At 59.9% G+C, this 18,379-nt stretch carries 21 protein-coding genes; 13 read left to right on the forward strand and 8 right to left on the reverse strand.

Annotated features, from left to right (window positions below; translation table 11 throughout):
* The first annotated feature begins 18 nt into the window (after nucleotides 1-18).
* From AC1ROR_RS08430 to AC1ROR_RS08440, 3 genes are all read left to right on the forward strand, one after another.
* Nucleotides 19-330: a hypothetical protein gene (locus AC1ROR_RS08430; protein WP_080835371.1), complete on the forward strand. Its 312-nt coding sequence runs from the start codon at nucleotides 19-21 to the stop codon at nucleotides 328-330.
* Between the two features lie 183 nt (nucleotides 331-513).
* Nucleotides 514-1,416 (forward strand): DMT family transporter, encoded by a 903-nt coding sequence (locus AC1ROR_RS08435; RefSeq protein WP_035220253.1) that lies wholly within the window; start codon nucleotides 514-516, stop codon nucleotides 1,414-1,416.
* A gap of 444 nt (nucleotides 1,417-1,860) precedes the next feature.
* On the forward strand, nucleotides 1,861-2,076 hold the full coding sequence (locus AC1ROR_RS08440) for a cold-shock protein (protein WP_003494703.1): 216 nt from the start codon (nucleotides 1,861-1,863) through the stop codon (nucleotides 2,074-2,076).
* Nucleotides 2,077-2,171: 95 nt separating this feature from the next.
* Here the strand turns inward: AC1ROR_RS08440 and AC1ROR_RS08445 are convergent, their stop codons facing one another.
* Nucleotides 2,172-2,816: an MBL fold metallo-hydrolase gene (locus AC1ROR_RS08445; RefSeq protein ID WP_498589116.1), complete on the reverse strand. Its 645-nt coding sequence runs from the start codon at nucleotides 2,814-2,816 to the stop codon at nucleotides 2,172-2,174.
* 233 nt (nucleotides 2,817-3,049) lie between these two features.
* Here AC1ROR_RS08445 and AC1ROR_RS08450 point away from each other — a divergent pair, with 233 nt between their 5' ends.
* The 4 genes from AC1ROR_RS08450 to AC1ROR_RS08465 all read left to right on the forward strand — a co-directional run bounded on the left by AC1ROR_RS08450 (nucleotide 3,050) and on the right by AC1ROR_RS08465 (nucleotide 6,627).
* A complete protein-coding gene (locus tag AC1ROR_RS08450; protein WP_080835374.1) occupies nucleotides 3,050-3,655 on the forward strand; it encodes a DUF1236 domain-containing protein in 606 nt (201 codons plus the stop codon).
* A gap of 214 nt (nucleotides 3,656-3,869) precedes the next feature.
* Nucleotides 3,870-4,397: a MarR family winged helix-turn-helix transcriptional regulator gene (locus tag AC1ROR_RS08455; RefSeq protein ID WP_035220715.1), complete on the forward strand. Its 528-nt coding sequence runs from the start codon at nucleotides 3,870-3,872 to the stop codon at nucleotides 4,395-4,397.
* Nucleotides 4,398-4,399: 2 nt separating this feature from the next.
* The gene (locus AC1ROR_RS08460) at nucleotides 4,400-5,113 is read left to right on the forward strand and encodes a response regulator (RefSeq protein ID WP_498589117.1); all 714 of its coding nucleotides are present in this window, start codon (nucleotides 4,400-4,402) and stop codon (nucleotides 5,111-5,113) included.
* A gap of 134 nt (nucleotides 5,114-5,247) precedes the next feature.
* The gene (locus AC1ROR_RS08465; RefSeq protein ID WP_142169115.1) at nucleotides 5,248-6,627 is read left to right on the forward strand and encodes an ATP-binding protein; all 1,380 of its coding nucleotides are present in this window, start codon (nucleotides 5,248-5,250) and stop codon (nucleotides 6,625-6,627) included.
* A gap of 113 nt (nucleotides 6,628-6,740) precedes the next feature.
* On the opposite strand, the gene AC1ROR_RS08470 is transcribed toward AC1ROR_RS08465, so the two are convergent.
* The 4 genes from AC1ROR_RS08470 to AC1ROR_RS08485 form a co-directional block, all read right to left on the reverse strand.
* Nucleotides 6,741-7,082, reverse strand: a complete 342-nt coding sequence (locus AC1ROR_RS08470) for a tRNA-binding protein (RefSeq protein WP_035220244.1) — start codon at nucleotides 7,080-7,082, stop codon at nucleotides 6,741-6,743.
* Nucleotides 7,083-7,093: 11 nt separating this feature from the next.
* Nucleotides 7,094-7,912, reverse strand: coding sequence for a pyrroline-5-carboxylate reductase (proC, locus tag AC1ROR_RS08475; RefSeq protein WP_498589118.1), 819 nt, complete (start codon nucleotides 7,910-7,912; stop codon nucleotides 7,094-7,096).
* Nucleotides 7,913-7,914: 2 nt separating this feature from the next.
* Nucleotides 7,915-8,415 (reverse strand): type III secretion system chaperone family protein, encoded by a 501-nt coding sequence (locus tag AC1ROR_RS08480; protein WP_003494682.1) that lies wholly within the window; start codon nucleotides 8,413-8,415, stop codon nucleotides 7,915-7,917.
* A 430-nt stretch (nucleotides 8,416-8,845) separates the two neighbouring features.
* Complete coding sequence (locus tag AC1ROR_RS08485; RefSeq protein ID WP_035220242.1) at nucleotides 8,846-9,109, reverse strand: accessory factor UbiK family protein; 264 nt, start codon at nucleotides 9,107-9,109, stop codon at nucleotides 8,846-8,848.
* Nucleotides 9,110-9,419: 310 nt separating this feature from the next.
* Here AC1ROR_RS08485 and lgt point away from each other — a divergent pair, with 310 nt between their 5' ends.
* The 6 genes from lgt to AC1ROR_RS08515 all read left to right on the forward strand — a co-directional run bounded on the left by lgt (nucleotide 9,420) and on the right by AC1ROR_RS08515 (nucleotide 15,441).
* Nucleotides 9,420-10,232, forward strand: a complete 813-nt coding sequence (lgt, locus tag AC1ROR_RS08490) for a prolipoprotein diacylglyceryl transferase (RefSeq protein ID WP_498589188.1) — start codon at nucleotides 9,420-9,422, stop codon at nucleotides 10,230-10,232.
* A 15-nt stretch (nucleotides 10,233-10,247) separates the two neighbouring features.
* Entirely contained in the window at nucleotides 10,248-11,348 is a 1,101-nt protein-coding gene (locus tag AC1ROR_RS08495) for a class I SAM-dependent methyltransferase (protein WP_080835383.1), read from the forward strand.
* A 150-nt stretch (nucleotides 11,349-11,498) separates the two neighbouring features.
* Nucleotides 11,499-12,293 (forward strand): peptidoglycan editing factor PgeF, encoded by a 795-nt coding sequence (pgeF, locus tag AC1ROR_RS08500; RefSeq protein ID WP_498589119.1) that lies wholly within the window; start codon nucleotides 11,499-11,501, stop codon nucleotides 12,291-12,293.
* Entirely contained in the window at nucleotides 12,294-13,445 is a 1,152-nt protein-coding gene (locus AC1ROR_RS08505) for a M24 family metallopeptidase (protein ID WP_498589120.1), read from the forward strand.
* A 90-nt stretch (nucleotides 13,446-13,535) separates the two neighbouring features.
* The gene (locus AC1ROR_RS08510; RefSeq protein ID WP_498589121.1) at nucleotides 13,536-14,288 is read left to right on the forward strand and encodes a hypothetical protein; all 753 of its coding nucleotides are present in this window, start codon (nucleotides 13,536-13,538) and stop codon (nucleotides 14,286-14,288) included.
* A gap of 220 nt (nucleotides 14,289-14,508) precedes the next feature.
* Nucleotides 14,509-15,441, forward strand: coding sequence for a ribose-phosphate pyrophosphokinase (locus AC1ROR_RS08515; protein ID WP_035220711.1), 933 nt, complete (start codon nucleotides 14,509-14,511; stop codon nucleotides 15,439-15,441).
* Nucleotides 15,442-15,754: 313 nt separating this feature from the next.
* Here the strand turns inward: AC1ROR_RS08515 and AC1ROR_RS08520 are convergent, their stop codons facing one another.
* The 3 genes from AC1ROR_RS08520 to AC1ROR_RS08530 are packed head-to-tail and all read right to left on the reverse strand — an operon-like array spanning nucleotide 15,755 to nucleotide 18,363.
* Nucleotides 15,755-16,603, reverse strand: coding sequence for a phosphatase PAP2 family protein (locus AC1ROR_RS08520; protein WP_498589122.1), 849 nt, complete (start codon nucleotides 16,601-16,603; stop codon nucleotides 15,755-15,757).
* Nucleotides 16,593-18,101 carry an ArnT family glycosyltransferase gene (locus tag AC1ROR_RS08525; RefSeq protein WP_498589123.1) on the reverse strand — a complete coding sequence of 503 codons (1,509 nt, stop codon included), beginning with the start codon at nucleotides 18,099-18,101 and terminating at the stop codon, nucleotides 16,593-16,595. The genes AC1ROR_RS08520 and AC1ROR_RS08525 overlap by 11 nt, the downstream gene beginning before the upstream one ends.
* Entirely contained in the window at nucleotides 18,076-18,363 is a 288-nt protein-coding gene (locus AC1ROR_RS08530) for a lipid-A-disaccharide synthase N-terminal domain-containing protein (RefSeq protein WP_080835401.1), read from the reverse strand. Before AC1ROR_RS08530 ends, AC1ROR_RS08525 begins: the two co-directional genes overlap by 26 nt.
* Nucleotides 18,364-18,379 lie beyond the last annotated feature (16 nt).

An 18,379-nucleotide genomic window follows, 5' to 3' on the forward strand; every position in this document is an offset into this window, starting at 1 on the left:
GGACAAGAGGCAATCGCCATGTTTACCAACGATCGGACTTCCGTTGAAAGGTTGAGGGCGCAGAGAACGCTGTTCTCGCTCTGGATGGCGGTCGCGGCGTTTCTTGTCATTGTCACCATGGCAGCCGGCATTGCAACCTCGGCAAATGCAGCGGCTCAGGCGGTCGATACCCTGCACACATCCGCTATCCCGCAGGTGGCGACAACATCGCAGGCCGGTCCTCACATCCTGCTTATCATTCTGTCGGCCGCAGCCTTCATCGGCCTCGGAATAAGCGGCCTGACACTCACCCGGCGAAGCCTGAAGGACGAAGCCCGCCGCTTCAAATAGGCCGCCACCATAAAGGGCGGCATCGGCTTCCGCACTCGCTATGGCCATCTCCCCTGACTTGCGGCATCGGCAGCTTGCTGCTAAAGCACCAGCGAAACCGTCGGATCGACATTTCAAAAAATCCCCGAATTTCCAAGGCCGTGACTGAATGATCTTCCGGCCCCTGCTGTGCTGGTGCCAATCATGACGCGTATTCAGGCCAATATGCTGCTTCTGCTCGCCGCAGCGATCTGGGGAGGCGGCTTTGTCGCGCAATCCTCCGCCATGGCCTCGATCGGCCCGTTCTGGTTCGTCGGCCTGCGTTTCGCCATTGCCGCAATCGCCGTACTGCCCTTTGCGATGATGGAAACCCGTTCGAAAAAGTCGCCGCCGCGCCGCAAGGAGATCGGCAGCTTCATTCTCGTGGGACTGGCCCTGTTCGGCGGCGCCACCACCCAGCAGGTCGGGCTTTTGACCACGACCGTCACCAATTCCAGCTTCCTCACCGGGCTTTACGTCATCTTCGTTCCGGTCATCGCCGTCATCCTTTACCGGCGTCATCCCCACTGGATCGTCTGGCCCTGCGCCCTGATGATGCTGGGCGGCATATTCCTGCTCTCCGGCGGCGCGTTCGAGACGCTGACGCGGGGCGATATTCTCAGCATCATCTGCGCCTTCTTCTGGGCGATCCAGATCACGCTCGCCGGCCGTTTCGTTTCCGAAAGCGAGCGTCCACTTGCGCTCTCCTGCACCCAGTTTGCGGTTTGCTCTCTTTTGAGTTGCATGATCGGGGTGTTCTTCGAACCCATCAGCCTGGCTTCGATAGAGGCGTCGATGGCGGAAATTCTCTATGTCGGCCTTGTTTCCTCCGGCCTCGCCTTCGTGCTGCAGGTCATCGGCCAGCGTTACACGACGGCGCCGCAGGCTGCGATATTCCTGTCCTCAGAGGCGCTTTTCGGCGCTTTGCTGGCCTCGGTTTTCCTGAAGGAGACCATTTCAAATGCCGGCTATATCGGCTGCCTGATCATTTTCGTCGCCATATTGATCGTCGAACTGGTGCCGGAACTGACGCGAAAGCGGCAAAAATCCATGGCTGGAGCGGCCTGACGCCAAAAGAACGTATTTTTCTCATTCGCTGAAAAATCAGGGTTCGATATTCAAATTTTGCCCGGAAAACCAAAGGCGAACGGCAATTATTTCATCAATAATCGATTATGCGGAAAAAATATGCGATTCCACGCAGTAATTCTACCGCAGGTTTTTTATCTGACAAAAAGCCCGTGAAAACTTTTGCTTGCCAATTTTCGATAAACGCATCACTCTACCGCGGTTCGGGCAATTTGCGAGCATGGGAAGGCCTATAAATTTGCGCACTGGGGACGCTATAAACCTCGGGCGGTGGGACGAAAAACGTTGGATGAGAACGCCATTACTTCCCGCTGTGAAGGTCCTTTTTCTCAATAGTCAAGAACTGCCTGCCAACGCCCTCGCGGGGCAAAACTGTAATGCTGCCTGTAGCTGAACGCGGGCAGAGCGAAAAGGACCTGATGCATGGCCGAAACTGGCACCGTAAAATTCTTCAATACAGACAAAGGCTTCGGCTTCATCAAGCCAGACAATGGTGGCGCTGATATCTTTGTTCACATCTCTGCTGTACAGGCTTCTGGCCTGTCCGGACTTTCAGAAAATCAGAAAGTGAGCTTCGACACGGAACCGGATCGTCGCGGCAAGGGCCCGAAGGCAGTCAATCTGCAGATTGCTGGCTGACCCTAAAACGGCTTTCTTTTCTAGTTGAAGCCCGGCAGGAATGCCGGGTTTTTTTGTGCCTGCCCGACGCGGGCAGGCGTCACAACACGGGAAACTCAGATACCCTTGAGATAAGGATTGGTCCGCCGCTCCTCTCCAAGCCGGCCGCCGGGACCGTGACCGCAGATGAAACCGACATCATCTCCGAGCGGCAGAAGCTTGTCTCGAATGGACGCCATCAATTGTTCATGGTTTCCACCGGGCAGATCCGTACGGCCGACCGACCCCGCAAACAGCACATCGCCGACATGGACGAACTGCTGGTCGCGATTATAATAGATGACATGGCCAGGGGCGTGGCCCGGGCAATGATAGACCTCGAAGACATGATCCCCGAAAGAGACCTTGTCACCCTCCTTCAACCATTGGTCCGGCAGGACGTTGCGAAGACCGGTGATCCCGTATTTTTCGGCCTGCGTCTCGATCCTTTCGAGCAACGGCCGGTCGTCCTCGTGCGGGCCAATGACCGGTAAAGAGAGCTTTTCGCGCAATTCTTCAGCGCCACCGGCATGATCAAGATGCCCATGCGTCAGCCAGATTTCCTTGAGCGTGATGTCGTTTTCGGAAACCACCTGGAGAATGACGTCCACATCCCCGCCGGGATCAACGACGACACCTTCCTTTGTGTCCTGATCGAAGAGAATGGTGCAGTTCTGCTCGAACGGCGTGACCGGGATAATGCCCGCCTGTAACTTTCCCATTTCCCGTATCTCCCTGTCTGACAAATCCTGCCTCCTATAGCCCGCGACCGGTTTCGACACAATGGCGACGGAAACCAATCGCCTCCCAACGGTTTTAATGGCTCTAAAAATCAGATTTAATTTCAACAGGATAAAGGATAAACGCGGGCGAGTTTCAGGAGCCCGCCGCGAAAAATGTGGAACGCCCGGAAGGCTGCGACGTTGTAGCTCCAGTCTTGAAAGGAGTGAGACACATGGACAAGACGCTTAAAATGCTCATGGCTGGCGGCGCTTTCGCCCTGATGGCCGGTTATGCAAACGCCGCCATGGTCGCCACCACCGCATCGGACATTTCCGTTCGTTCAGGCCCGGGTGAGGACTATCCCGAACTCGGCCTCGCCACCCGTGGCAGCAACGCGGTTCTGGACGGCTGCATGGAAGGCAGCAGCTGGTGCCGTATCGAAGTCAACGGCTTGCGTGGTTGGGCACATGCCGATTATCTGAACGTCATGTATGAAGGTTCTCCGGTCATTCTCGAGCAGCGACGCACGGATATCGAAGTGCCGGTCGTGACATATGAGAAAACCGCGAGCGTGCAGGCCGAACCCAATCCCGGCGATCCGAATCTCGGCCGTGTTGGTGATGTGGACATTACCCCGCCCGAAGCGGTCATCACCTACATGGACGAGCACCCTGCGGACACCGTCACCTTTGATGGTGACGTTGTGGTTGGCACCACCCTGCCCTCCGACACCCGGCTGGTCGAAGTACCCGACTACCAGTACCGTTATGTCCGGGTGAACGACGTGCCGGTTCTGGTCGAACCGTCGACACACCGGATTGTCTACGTCTACCAGTAGGCCAGCCGGCATTCATCAGGCCGGATAGATGGCATCAAACCATTGAAGAGCGCGGGCATTCCGCGCTCTTTTCTATTTGCGGTAAAGGTCGGTCAGGATTCCAGTTGCACCCGCACCCGCAGCATATTATCCACCGCAACAGAAAATGATCGGCGGCATTCTCCCGAGCGGACGCATTTTCGGCTATGTTTACAGAATATTGGCGCATCGACGCATGTCAGCCGCAGAATATGAAGGAACCGCAGTGCCACCGCAATCGCTCAAAACCGCAGCCGCCAGGCAGACACCGGCACTCCCGAAGGTTGACGACGGCAAGATCGACTTCGATACGATCGAGGCGCTGTTCTTCGCCTATCGCGATTTCGTCTCCGATCCCGACGTCATTCTGTCAAAACTGGAATATGGCCGGGCGCACCACCGCGTCGTCTATTTCGTCAGCAGACAGCCCGGCATGACGGTCGCGGATTTGCTCGACACCTTGCAGATCACCAAACAAAGCCTCGCCCGCGTGCTCAAGCAATTGATCGACGACGGCTATATCCGCCAGATGGCAGGCCCGGAAGACCGCCGCCAGCGCAGGCTCTATCCGACGCTGACAGGCCGAGAACTGGCGCTGGCGCTGAGCGAGCCGCAATCGCGCCGCATTGACCGCGCGCTGGAAGGCTTGGGGCCCGAGGCCCGGGCCTGCGTGCGCCAGTTCCTGGCGCAGATGCGCAGCCCGACAACCCCGGAAGGCGATTGATCATGGCGACAGCGACGACAAAACGCCCGCCGGCTGATGACGACGCCGCCCATCTCCTGATTGTTGATGACGACGCCCGCATCCGCGATCTCCTGCAGCGCTTTCTCGGCGACAAGGGATACCGCATCTCCGTGGCCGCAGATGCAGCCGAAGCCCGGCGCAAGATGCTGGGCATCCGTTTCGACCTCCTCATCCTCGATGTGATGATGCCGGGGGAAAACGGATTGTCGCTCACCCGCTCTCTGAACGAAAACAAATCCGTGCCGGTCATCCTCCTGACCGCCCGCTCGGAAGCGGATTCCCGTATCGCGGGACTGGAAGCGGGCGCGGACGATTATCTGGCCAAACCCTTCGATCCGCGTGAGCTTGTGCTGCGTATCAACAATATCCTGCGGCGCAACACGTCGCCCGATACGCCCAAGATCGAACAGATCATGTTCGGCCCCTACAGCTTCTCCATTCCCAAAAAGGAATTGCGGCGCGGCCCAGAAACGATCCGCCTCACGGACCGGGAGCAGGAAATCATGCTGCTTTTCGCGCTGCGCGCCGGCGACACCATTCCGCGGCACGAACTGGTCGAGGCAGAATCCGAGGTGGGCGAGAGAACCATCGACGTGCAGATCAACCGTCTTCGCCGCAAGATCGAGGACGACCCTGCCAATCCGGTCTATCTGCAGACAGTCCGCGGCATCGGCTACCGGCTGAGTGTGGACTGACAAGCAATAGAGCGCCCGTGCACCTTTCAGACACACAAAGGGCGCTCTGACACGTTAAATCCTTGCATCGTCCCGTCGACAATCGGTTTCGTTTTTCGACAGGGCGCGGCACCAGCGAAAGGCGGGCTGACGGCATGGCGAGCCTCGATTTTCTCGGCACGGTCAGAAAAAGCGGCATAGCGAAAGCCTGGCGCACATCCGGCAGGTGGCTGCGCCACTGGTTGCCCACCGGGCTTTATACCCGTTCGCTGCTCATCATCATCCTGCCGATGATCCTGCTTCAGGCCGTGGTCGCGGCCGTCTTCATGGAGCGGCACTGGCAGCTGGTGACGGAACGCCTTTCCGCCGCCGTGACGCGCGACATTGCCGCAATCATCGAGCTTCTGCAAACCGACCCGGAAGAGGACGATTATCAGCGCGTCATCCGCATCGCCCGCGAAAGACTGGATCTCAGCGTCTATATCGAACCGAAGGCGGACCTGCCCGCTCCAAAACCCGAGCCGCTGTTTTCCATTCTCGACAGGATCCTCGCAGATCAATTGACCCAGCAGATCGGCAGGCCGTTCTGGATCGATACTTATGGCAATGGCTCGCTGGTTGAAATCCGCGTCCAGCTGGAAGACAAAACCCTGCGGGTCTTTACCAGCCGCAGCGCGGCCTACGCATCCAACACCCATATTTTCCTTGTCTGGATGGTCGGCGCGTCGCTGGTCCTGATCGCCATTTCCATTCTGTTCCTGCGCGGGCAGATAAAACCCATCGAATCGCTCGCCAAGGCGGCAGAGAATTTCGGCAGGGGACAAAAGGTCAGCGCTTACTCTCCGCGTGGTGCAGACGAGGTCCGGCGGGCGGGCCTTGCCTTCATATTGATGCGTGAACGCATCGAACGGCAGATGGAACAGCGCACCGCCATGCTGAACGGCGTCAGCCATGACCTGCGCACCATCCTCACCCGCTTCAAGCTGCAACTTGCCTTAGCGGGCGACAATCCGGACCTCGAAGGGTTGGACAAGGATGTCGAGGACATGCAGTCGATGCTGGAGGCCTATCTCACCTTCGCCCGCACGGACGTCGAGGAAGATGTCGGCACACTCGAGCTTCCGGCGCTTCTCGAAAAGATCGGCCATGATTTCGAGCTTCACGGCAAGACATTCAGCTACGAGCTCTATAATATCGAACGGATCATCGCGCGTCCGAATGCTCTTTCCCGCCTCGTCGCCAATCTGGCCGAAAATGCGCGCCGTTACGCCACCAATCTCCATATCGACATACGCAAGGCGCCACGCTCGATCATCATGACCTTCGATGATGACGGGCCGGGCATTCCGGAAGCCTCGCGCGAGGATGTCTTCAAGCCATTTTTCCGGCTGGATGAGGCGCGCAATCTCAACGCCTCGGGCACGGGACTTGGCCTCTCCATCGTGCGAGATATCGCCCGCAGCCATGGTGGAGACGTATCGCTGGATCAAAGCCCGATGGGCGGATTGCGGGTAATCGTCAAAATCCCGGCCTAGGCCATCCGAGCGAAGAGGGTAACGCGGTTCGCCTACCCCGTCATTCCACCTTGAGCTGGAATGACGGAAGCAACGTCAGCCTTCATAATCTTTGTGCTGCGCGCCGTGCCCTATCAGCACATTTTCTCGCCATTCGGCACCGGCCGCTCCACGGCGGCAAGCACGATGTCGCCATTGCCATCGGCAAAACCCAGGGTCAGAACCTCAGAGCGGAACGGGCCAATCTGGCGCGGCGGGAAATTCACCACGCCCAGAACCTGTCGGCCAACAAGGCTTTCCAGCGTATAATGCACGGTGATTTGCGCGGAAGATTTCTTGATGCCGATCTCAGGCCCGAAATCGATCTTCACCTTGAACGCCGGCTTGCGCGCTTCGGGAAAAGGCTCTGCCTCAATGATCGTGCCGACACGAATATCGACCCTCTCGAAATCGGCATAGGAAATTTCGCCGCTCATGCCCCGCCCCTTTAACCCGCCAGTTCTTCGGCGCGTGTTTTCGCCGCAGCGACCGCCTTGTCGAACAAGGGCTGCATACCGTCTTCGGCCATCAGCACCGAAAGCGCCGCCGCCGTCGTGCCGCCCGGGGATGTCACGTTCTGGCGCAGACGCGCGGCCTCATCGGAGGACTGGTGCAACAATTCGCCTGCACCGGCCACGGTTTCGCGTGCGAGACGCATGGCCACATCGGCCGGCAGACCGGCCTTGCGGCCCGCTTCCGCCATGCATTCCACCAGATAAAAGACATAGGCAGGACCACTTCCCGAAACGGCGGTCACCGCGTCTATATCACCTTCGGTCTCCACCCATTCTACCGGGCCGCTGACCTTCAGCAATCCGTCCACCACAGCCTTCAGCTCCGGCGTCACCAACTCATTGGCATAGGCCCCTGTTACGCCACGTCCCACCATGGCCGGCGTGTTGGGCATGGCCCGCACGGCGGCAACGGCACCGAAATGCGCAACGAAAGTGCCGATTGTGGTGCCGGCGGCGATCGAAACGACGACCGTATCCGGCCCCAGCAGGGGCTTGAGAGACGGCAAAACGACGTCCATCATCTGCGGCTTCACCGCGACGAACAGAATGCCCGCCTTGATGCCATCAGGGACACTTTCGCTGTGGGCGGCACCGGCTTCCGCAATCGTCGTCCGCATGGCATCGGAAGGGCGTGGATCGACGACAATCACCTGAGATCCCGGCACGCCCTTTTTCAGCCAGCCCGAAAGCAAAGCGCCGCCCATATTGCCCGCGCCGACGAGGACGAGCGGACCGGAAGCCTTGTACACCATCTTCACGCTTCTCCGACGGTCTCGAACATGACCGCTTCGATTGCACTTTTCGCATCCAGCCCCGACCAGACGACGAACTGGAATGCCTGGTAATATTGTTCGCAGGCCTCCAGCGCGCTGGAAAGCAGCACTTCAACCTGCTGATTGTTCGGTTCGGCGCCGCCAGCCAGCAGCAGCGACTGGCGGAAGATCACCACGTCTTCCTGCCGCCACAGATCGAAATGACCCATCAGCACCTGACCGTTGACCTGCGACAGCAGGCGAATGACTTCGTTGACGCGTTGATCGGGAACCTTGATGTCGAAGGCGCAGGCCAGATGCAGCGCCTCGAATTCCTCCATCCACGAAAAGGAAACGTGATAGTCGGCCCAGTGACCCGCCACCGTCATGGCGATCTCGTCTTCGCCCGAACGCTCGAACGACCAGTCGTTCGAGGCAGCGACAATCTCGATCATGTCCACGGGATTGGACTGACGCTCAATTTCAAATTCCATCAGGCTCATGCGGCACCTTCTCAGCCGGTATTGAATGTTCTGTTTTGAACGCCGGGCACAAAACGCACACACAAACCGGATTCAACACTTGAGACGATTGCCCGACACCAAAAGAGTTACACATTCACCCTGTCTGGAGCTTACCAGGTTCGTTTCGAATCATCATTTAAAATCAGTGTATAATGGCCGAGTCCTGCTGCCACCCCTTGGGGCCTATTTTTGCTTTTTGAGCAGTGGATATCTTCTCCCCCATCACCTCAGGCGAGATACATAAGCGACTCTGGCGATTGCGTTTTTTGGAAGTGTCCACAGGCCTCAAAAAATTCGCGGGCGGAGGCCGGTTTCGAACAACCGGGGACTATTTCGAGTTGCATGGCCCGCAAACAAAAAGTCCCGGAATCGCAGGCGATCCGGGACCCATCAGGAAAAAGCGCTAAAATCAGTCCTTTGCGGCCGAAAGCTTTGCTTCGAGGGCCTCGATTCGGGCGCGCAGCGCATCGTTTTCGTCACGCGCCTTGATGGCCATTTCGCGCACCGCGTCGAACTCCTCGCGCCGCACCACATCCAGGCTGTTCAGCCAGCGGTCCGCCTGCGCATGGAAAGCGGCCTCCGCTTCCTTGCGCACACCCTGCGCCGCGCCCGCCGCATCGGTCATCAGCTTGGCGAATTCATCCAGAAAACGATTGGTGCCTGTCGTGCTCATGGCGCTGTTCCTTCGTCGGTTCGGGGAGCATTCATTATCCCCGCTATTGATGCCTTTCAGGTAGGCACTCGACAGCCGCCTTGCAAGCGAAATCGAAAAATGACGGCCTTTCCCCGGGGCGCCCGGCATCGCAATCCGCTCACGAAGATTAGCCTTGACCGCCGCCTCGGCAATCGCCATTTTCCTTGGCGTCAGGGAGACCGGTGAGCATCATCGCCCGGCCCCTTGAGGCAATGGATCATTCTGTTGTCCGCCCAGCAACGATGACGGAATATACGGATTGATAGCCGCTCCCACCCAACTTGCCATCATGCCATTTCCCAATATCGATCCGATCGCGCTCTCCATCGGGCCTCTGGCGATCCATTGGTATGGCATTGCCTATGTCGCCGGCATCATGCTCGGCTGGTTTTATGCCCGCCGCCTCGCCCGTACGGATCGCCTCTGGCCGAATGACACCTCGCCGATCTCGGCGCAGCATCTTGACGACTTCATCCTGTGGGCGGCCGGCGGCATCGTCCTTGGCGGACGCATCGGCTACATCCTGTTTTACGATCTCGGAGCGGTCGCCGCCAATCCCATAAGGGCGCTGGAGATATGGAACGGCGGCATGTCGTTCCATGGCGGCCTCATCGGCACCACCATCGCCATGATCCTCTTTGCCCGCAAGAACGGCATCCCCGTCTGGAGCATGTTCGACGTCGTCGCCGCCGTCGCCCCCATCGGCCTGCTGTTCGGGCGCATCGCCAATTTCATCAATGGCGAATTGTGGGGCCGTATCGCCGACGTTCCATGGGCGGTCGTGTTTCCCACCGGCGGCCCGTTCGCGCGGCACCCGAGCCAGCTTTATGAAGCCGGCCTCGAAGGCCTCGTGCTTGTCGTCATTCTGGCAATCGCCATCTACGCCTTCAGGGCGCTGAAGACACCCGGCATCGTCACCGGCATCTTCGTCTGCGGTTACGCGCTGTCGCGCATCTTCGTGGAATTCTTCCGCGAGCCGGATGCCCAGATCGGTTATCTCGCCGGTAACTGGCTGACCATGGGCATGGTGCTTTCCACGCCGATGTTCCTTCTGGGCCTCTGGGCAGTCCTGCGCGCACGCAGCGCGAAAATAAGCGCCTAAGCGGTATGGCCTGCCATGACGACACCGCTTGCGCAACGCATCAAATCCCTTATCCGGCTCAACGGTCCGCTCAGCGTCACCGATTACTTCTCGCTTTGCCTCGCTGATCCCGAACACGGTTATTACAAGAGCCGCGAGCCCTTCGGCCGCTCGGGCGATTTCATCACCGCGCCGGAGGTCAGCCAGCTTTTCGGCGAAATGCTCGGCGTTTTCGTGGTCCATGCCTGGCAGCGCCATGGCGCGCCCGCGCAGACCCGGCTGGTGGAAATAGGCCCCGGCCGCGGTACGATGATGTCGGACATGCTGCGCGTCATCCGCCGCATCGCGCCGCCGCTCTACGAGACGATGCGGGTCCACCTGGTGGAGACCAGCCCTCGCCTTTCCGCCATCCAGAAGGAAACGCTTACCGCCCACGCCGACCGGCTGACATGGTATGAAAGCTTCGACGATGTGCCGGAAGGCTTCCTGCTCGTCGTCGCAAACGAGCTTTTCGATGCCATCCCGATCCGGCAATTCGTCAGGACGCCGCAGGGCTTTCGCGAACGCGTCGTCAGCCTCGATGTTAATGACGAACTCGTCTTCTCGACAGGCCTTGCCGGCATCGATCCGACGCTGCTGCCGCCCCTGCCCGAACGGCAGCCGGTCGGCACCATATTCGAAATCTCTCCCGCCCGTGAAGCCGTCATGACGGCGATCTGCCAGCGTCTGTCGATCCATGGCGGCACGGCGCTCGCCATCGATTACGGCCACCTGGTCGCCGGATTTGGTGACACATTGCAGGCGATGCGCGACCATGCCTTTGATCCGCCACTTGCCCATCCGGGGCAAGCGGATCTCACCAGCCATGTCGATTTCGAAAGCCTCGTCAGAACTGCCGAGGCAACCGGTGTGCATGTCAATGGCACCTTGAGACAGGGCGACTTTCTTTATGGTCTCGGCCTCAAGGAGCGGGCAGCTGCGCTTGCCGCAAAGGCGACACCCGACCAGACGCTTGAAATCGCCGAAGCCGTAAACCGTCTCGCCGGCGAAGGCGCCGGCAAGATGGGGGAACTTTTCAAGGTCATCGCCGTTTCAAGTCCCGCGCTCCATCTCCTGCCGTTTCGCGCGGTGGATTGACAGCGCAATCACCTCTGGGCCAACATCGCCGCGACACACGAAGCAGGCACACTGCATCACACGCGCCGCGCAACGAAGCGGCAACAGGAAACATCTCGCTTGACCCATCCCACTGGCCAAAGGCGATATTCTCCAAGGAACTCCCGCACCATGCAGAACGACACCTTGCCGCTCCCGATCCAGAGCCCCCTGCTCGCCGCCTTCAGTGAAAACCGCGTCCGTCACGGTTTTTTCACCCGGCAGGGCGGCGTCTCCGAGGGTCTTTATCAGGGTCTGAATGCCGGCCTTGGCTCGAATGACGAGCCGGAGCTGGTGCAGGAAAACCGCCGGCGTGTCACGCAATGGTTCGGCCTGTCCCCGGAACGCCTCGCCACCGTACATCAGGTCCATTCCCCTGATGTCCTCGTGGTTGATGAAAGCTATGACGGCAGCCGCCCGCAGGCCGATGCGATGGTGACGTCGACGCCGGGCTTCGTACTTGGCGTGCTGAGCGCCGATTGCGGCCCGATCCTCTTTGCCGATGCGGAAGCCGGTGTCGTGGGCGCCGCCCATGCCGGCTGGAAGGGCGCCCTCTTCGGCGTGCTCGAAAACACCATCGAGACCATGGTAAAACTGGGCGCCAACCGCGACCGCATCGCCGCCTCGCTTGGCCCTTCCATCAGCCAGGCGAATTACGAGGTCGGACCGGAATATAAGGCCCGCTTCACCGATTTCGATCCCGCCTATGCGGACTACTTCACCGCCTCCGAAAAAGACGGCCACGCCCTGTTCGACCTCAAGCAGTTTACGGTGGACCGTCTGGTCAAAACGGGTGTGCGGGCGGAAAATCTCGGCCTCTGCACCTATCCCGACGAAGAACGTTTCTATTCCTACCGCCGCACGACCCACAGAGCCGAGCCCGATTACGGGCGGCAGATTTCCGCAATCGCAATTCTGGAGGACTAAATGGCCCTGCACTTCGAGCTCTCGGAATTCGATGCCCGCCGCGAACGGCTGATTGCGAAGATGGCGGAAGAGAAGCTGGACGCCATGCTGCTTTTCGCGCAGGAAAGCATGTACTGGCTGACCGGTTACGACACTTTCGGCTATTGTTTCTTCCAGACACTGGTGGTCAAGTCGGACGGCTCGATGACGCTTCTGACCCGTTCGGCGGATCTGCGTCAGGCCCGCAATACCTCGACCATCGAAAATATTCTCATCTGGGTCGACCGGCCCAATGCCGACCCCACGCTCGATCTTAAAAACCTCCTGAGCGATCTCGACCTGCTCGGCGCCAAGATCGGCGTTGAATACGACACCCACGGCATGACCGGGCGCGTCGCCCGCCTGCTGGACAACCAGCTTGCCAGCTTCTGCCAGATGATCGACGCCTCCTATCTGGTCAGCACCCTGCGGCTCGTCAAAAGTCCCGCCGAGATCGCCTATGCCAGAAGGGCCGGCCAATTAGCGGATGCGGCTCTGGACGCAGCCCTGGAACTCATCAAGCCGGGTGCCGACGAAGCCTCCATCCTTGCAGCGATGCAGGGTGCGGTTCTGGGCGGCGGCGGCGACTATCCTGCCAATGAATTCATCATCGGCTCCGGCGCGGATGCGCTTTTGTGCCGTTACAAGGCCGGCCGCCGCAGGCTCGACGACAAGGATCAGCTGACACTGGAATGGGCTGGCGTTAGCGCCCATTACCATGCCGCCATGATGCGCACTGTGGTGATCGGCGAACAGGATTTCCGCCAGAAGGAGCTTTACAGCGCCTGCCTGCAAAACCTCACCGCCATCGAGGAAGTATTGCAGCCGGGCAAGACCTTTGGCGATGTCTTCGACGTGCATGCCCGCGTCATGGACGAACGCGGCTTGACCCGCCACCGGCTGAATTCCTGCGGTTATTCGCTGGGCGCACGTTTCTCCCCTTCCTGGATGGAGCACCAGATGTTCCACACCGGTAATCCGCAGGAGATAACCAGCGACATGACGCTGTTCGTGCACATGATCGTGATGGACTCCGATTCCGGCACGGCGATGACGCTCGGCCAGACCTATCTGACCACGGACGGCGCTCCCGAGCCGCTCTCACGCCATAGTCTCGATCTTCTCACAGCTTAAATCGCCACCGGGTTTGACAGAGCGGGAAAACCGGCCCTACATTGCCGCCACCTTGGGCAAGAAGGAGCGGAACATGAGAGGGAACATCGCATGAGCCGGAAGGGGTTAGGCCCCCTTTTCCCAGCCCTCGTCGTCCCGGCGCTGGTGCTGGGCCTGTCGGCCTGCAACACGACAGAGGCGCTGACGCCGCAGGTGGATGTCGGCCACAACGGCTCACAATCGGGCCCGGTGACACAGGGCGATCTCGACCAGATGGCCGCCGCCGCCGACCGCGCGCCCGCCGGCGCTCCGGCAACGGCGTCTTCCGTGCCCGCTTATGCACCGCAGAATTCCCTGCAGGCGCAGGCACAGGCGCTTTCCAACGGCAGCCAATATGGCGAGCCTCTCAGCCAAAGCCAGCCACCCGCCCAATCCTTGCCTGCCAGCCAATCGCAGCCGGCGCAGCAGACGGCAGCGCTGACCCCCGCCGCTTCCTCCGGCAACACCATCCGTTTCCTGCCGATCATCGGCGCCCCCGTTCAGGCCGTCACGCCGCTTTCGCGTCAGCTGGGGGCCGAGGCACGGGCAAAGGGACTGACAATCCGCGCGTCCAACGACAATTCGGCTGAGAACATCCTGAAGGGATATTTCTCCGCCTTCGCCGATGGCGGCAAGGTCAATGTCATCTATGTCTGGGATGTGCTGGACGCCAATGGCGTTAGGCTTCACCGCCTGCAGGGGCAGGAAACGGTAGCCGCCAGGGGTAGCGATCCATGGGCCGCCGTGACCGACAGGGTCATGCAGGATATCGCCGCAAAAACGCTGAACGACTATTCGTCATGGAAGCAGTCTCAACGCGGATGAGGTGAAACGACGGGAGAAGTCACAGAGATTTCACGAAAATCATTGCGAAAGCGCGGAGTCCTCTTGCAATCGGAAGCAACAGCGCTATTAAGGCGCGCATGGCAACAAGGCGTATCCGGCAAAGGCTTTTCGGCCGGATGTTCCTCCCCTTGAACGACGCTTGGTTACGGCAAACACTTTTCCGTGGCGCAAGGCGATGGCATGGAAACAGGCGGCCGCAATGAAGGTTTTCGCAGGCAATTCGAACCGGCACCTTGCCGAAGCGATCTGCAAGTATCTCAACGTTCCCTTGGGAAATGCCACCGTAAAGCGGTTTGCTGACCAGGAAATTTTCGTAGAAATCAGTGAAAATGTGCGCGGCGAGGACGTTTTCCTCGTCCAGTCCACATCGTTTCCGGCAAACGATCATCTGATGGAACTGCTCATCATGATCGATGCCATGCGCCGCTCCTCGGCAAAGCGCATCACAGCGGTGCTTCCCTATTTCGGTTACGCCCGCCAGGACCGCAAGGCCGGCCCCCGCACTCCGATTTCCGCCAAACTCGTTGCCAATCTGATTACCGAAGCCGGCGCCGACCGCGTTCTCACCCTTGATCTCCATGCCGGCCAGATCCAGGGTTTCTTCGATATCCCCACCGACAATCTCTTCGCAGCGCCCATCCTGGCCCGCGATGTTAAGGACCACTACGACACCAACAACGTCATGGTTGTTTCGCCCGACGTCGGCGGCGTTGTCCGCGCCCGTGCGCTGGCCAAGCGCCTCGACTGTCTGCTGGCCATCGTTGACAAGCGCCGTGACCGTCCGGGCGAATCCGAAGTCATGAACGTCATCGGCGATGTTTCCGGCAAGGACTGCATCCTCATCGACGATATCGTCGATTCCGGCGGCACGCTCTGCAATGCGGCGGAAGCACTTCTCAAGAAGGGCGCCACCAGCGTCACCGCCTATATCACCCACGGCGTGCTTTCCGGCGGCGCGGTTGCCCGCGTTGCCTCCTCGAAGCTGCGCGAACTCGTCATCACCGACAGCATCCAGCCGACCACCGCCGTCCAGTCAGCGCATAATATCCGCGTGGTCAGCACAGCCGGTCTGCTCGGCGAAGCGATCAACCGCACAGCGCAGGAACAGTCGGTTTCCGGCCTGTTCGACTGATACGCTCTCGGTCCCTGTATGCTCGGGCCTGTCCCGAGCATCTCCAACCTATTGATTTTGCGCGACGCTGGCGGATCCTCGGCACAAAGACCGAGGATGACGTCGAGTATGGAGACAGGGTCGTCAACACCCTGAACGTCCGCTAAATACAAACGCCTTTCAAGCAAACGCATGAAATGTTTGATCAAGGCGACGCTGGATATAGCGGTGTTCCACCTAACAACGCGTGTCCCTGAAGGACAAGGCTTACCCTCCTCCCCGAAAACCCGCGCAAGCGTCCAGGGCACCAGCAGCAACTACGCTTGATTGCCGCTCAGGACGATGCCGTCCCCGCACCTGGAGGCCCTTGCAGGCGTGTGGCGGCAGCCTTGATTTTCGGCCACCAGCGCCGGAAGCGGGCACGGACGGCATGGCTGCCATTGCGCCACAGGCTGATTGCGTCGGCTGTCACGGCATCGCCGGTAAACACTTGGCGGTGGCGGGAGATCGCCAGCACCCGGTAGAGAAACAGCGTTGTCAGGGCCGAAAACAGAACCGACATCACCACATCGCTGAGGAAATGCCCGCCGGCTGCAATGCGCAGACCTGACATGAGGATTGTCGCGCCGGCGGCGGCGCTGCCCGTGACAAACCGCCCGCGCCAATGCAGGCGATGCCAGACCAGCACACAGAGCGGCAGGAAAAAACTCGCGATGAGTGCGGTTTCCCCAGAGGAAAACGAACAGTTCGAATAACACTGCGTACTGAACTGGAACGGCGGCGTGAAAAGTTGCTGCCCGCCAAAATCGCTGACGCTGAATGGCCGGGCACGGCCAATATTGGCTTTCAGCACCCCGTTCACCAGCAGCCCGGCGCAGAGAACCACAGGCCCCCACAGAAAGGCCCAGACCCGCCAGCCCGTACGCTGCAAAGCGCCCAGCCGGATATTGCCGATAAAGACGATGAAGGCCAGAAGAGCGGCGAGTTCCGTCAGCTCGCGCAATGTGTCGCGAAGCCATTCGGGAAGTGGCTCGCGACCTGCCCACAGACGCCCTTCGGGAGAAAAGAACAGCGACGAGACCGCAAGATCGATCGACGGGAAGGTCGCGAACAGGATAACGAGCGCCAATGTGGCGAACATCACCCAGATCGTGATCCGCATATGCGAGAGATCATCGTCCATTGGCGCTCCCCGGGATGCATTGCGGGAGCAGGCGCCAGATTCCGATTTCCCTGCCTTCCAGAAAACCCGGCCCGGCAACCCATCGGGAAAGCGGCGCCTCACCGGCAAGGCAAGCCGGCAGGGCATCCGAAATCGCCAGAAATACCGGAGTTTTCGCCTCGCCGGATTTCAGCGGATAAAGAAGGGCATAGTGGCTGGAAGGAACACCGGTTTCCGGCAGCGCCCGCAGCATGATCCCCTTCTCGTCCCGCAGCTGATAAAAAAGCTCGGCCAGAATGGAACGATCAGAGGCAACGATGGCGTCCGCCCCCGCCTCACGCGCCCGCGCAAAACCTGTAGACACCAGCTCGGAGCGGCCAAGATACCGCTTCATCGCCAGCTCACCGCTCGGCAGGCGCAATTCGGTTCCGGCAATCGTCATCACCGGCAAAGCGATGGCAACGATGCCGCCGAGCACAAGGGTGGAAATGGTAAGCCAGCGCCGGGATGCCAGGACGGGCACCGCCAGAAGCACGCCCGCCGCATAGGCCCCCACCGCCCAATTGGCAAGCGCCCGCGACATCAGCCCCTGTGCCGTTATCAACAGCACGATCGGCACCGAAAGGGCAACCAGCGCCCGGGTTTCAGCACTCTTCGCGCGGAAGGTCGCGATGATCATGGCGACGAAGACGAAAGGCCCGACAACGCCCGCCTGCGAGAAGAAAAATTCAAGCGCCGGGCCGATTTTCAGCTGAACGCCGTGCCAGTTCGCATTATCTGCCGTGTGGCGCGCCGTCATGAAATCATGGGCCGCATTCCACCACAGATTGGGAGCGATGACGGCGACGCAAACAAGGGCGGCGATGCCCGCGTCACGCAGCCGGATGCGCCAAGCCTCGCAAAGCCAGCCGGCGGCGATGAAACAGGGCAGGAAATAGATCATTGCATATTTCGACATCAGGCCGAGGCCGAAACAGAGACCGAGAGCAAGACCCCAGCCCACCGCCGGTTTGCCCGCGCTTCGGGCCAACGCCAGCTTGCTCACGCAGATCATCGACAGCACGATGAACAGCATCATCGGCGTATCGGTCGAGATCAGCAGGCTGCCGAGCGTCACGGCGGGCAATGTCAGATAGATGACCGCAGCCAGCGACGCGAGCCTGACATCATAGATCATGCGCCCGAGTACAAGAATGGCCGCTGCCACCACACCATGGACCACGGGTGCGGCAAGCCGCACCTGGAATGTGCCCTCGCCGCCGCCCAGAATGCTGAATGCGCGAATGAGCCAGCCGATCAGGGGTGGCTTGGAATAGGCGCCAAGCGCCATCTCGCGGCCCCATAACCAATATTGCGCCTCGTCGACGAAGAGGTCAGTCCGGTTGAGGGCAAGACCGAGGATGCGCAGCACCGTCACAAGCACGATTGCCGCAAGCGCAAGCGTCATCCATCGGCGCTGCTCGCTTGCCTGTAGATGGGGCAACGCCGCCACATCATGCATGCTGGCGGCGTTCTGCATGGATCAACCAGAGATTACGGGCATAGATGAAGAGGCCGGACGCCTGCCCCATGACGAAAACCGGGTCGCGGCGCCAGACGGCATAGGACAGGAGCACCAGACCGCCGAGAACGGAGAAATACCAGAAGGCCACCGGTATGACCGAACGGTTCGCCCGTTCCGACGAAATCCATTGAACCAGAAAACGCATGGTGAACAGCATCTGACCCATGAAGCCGATGCAGACCCAGAGAAATTCCTTCCAGCTGTCCACATGCAGCATGGACCATAAGGCCGGT

The organism is Agrobacterium sp. GW821-FHT14E08 (assembly GCF_058803865.1).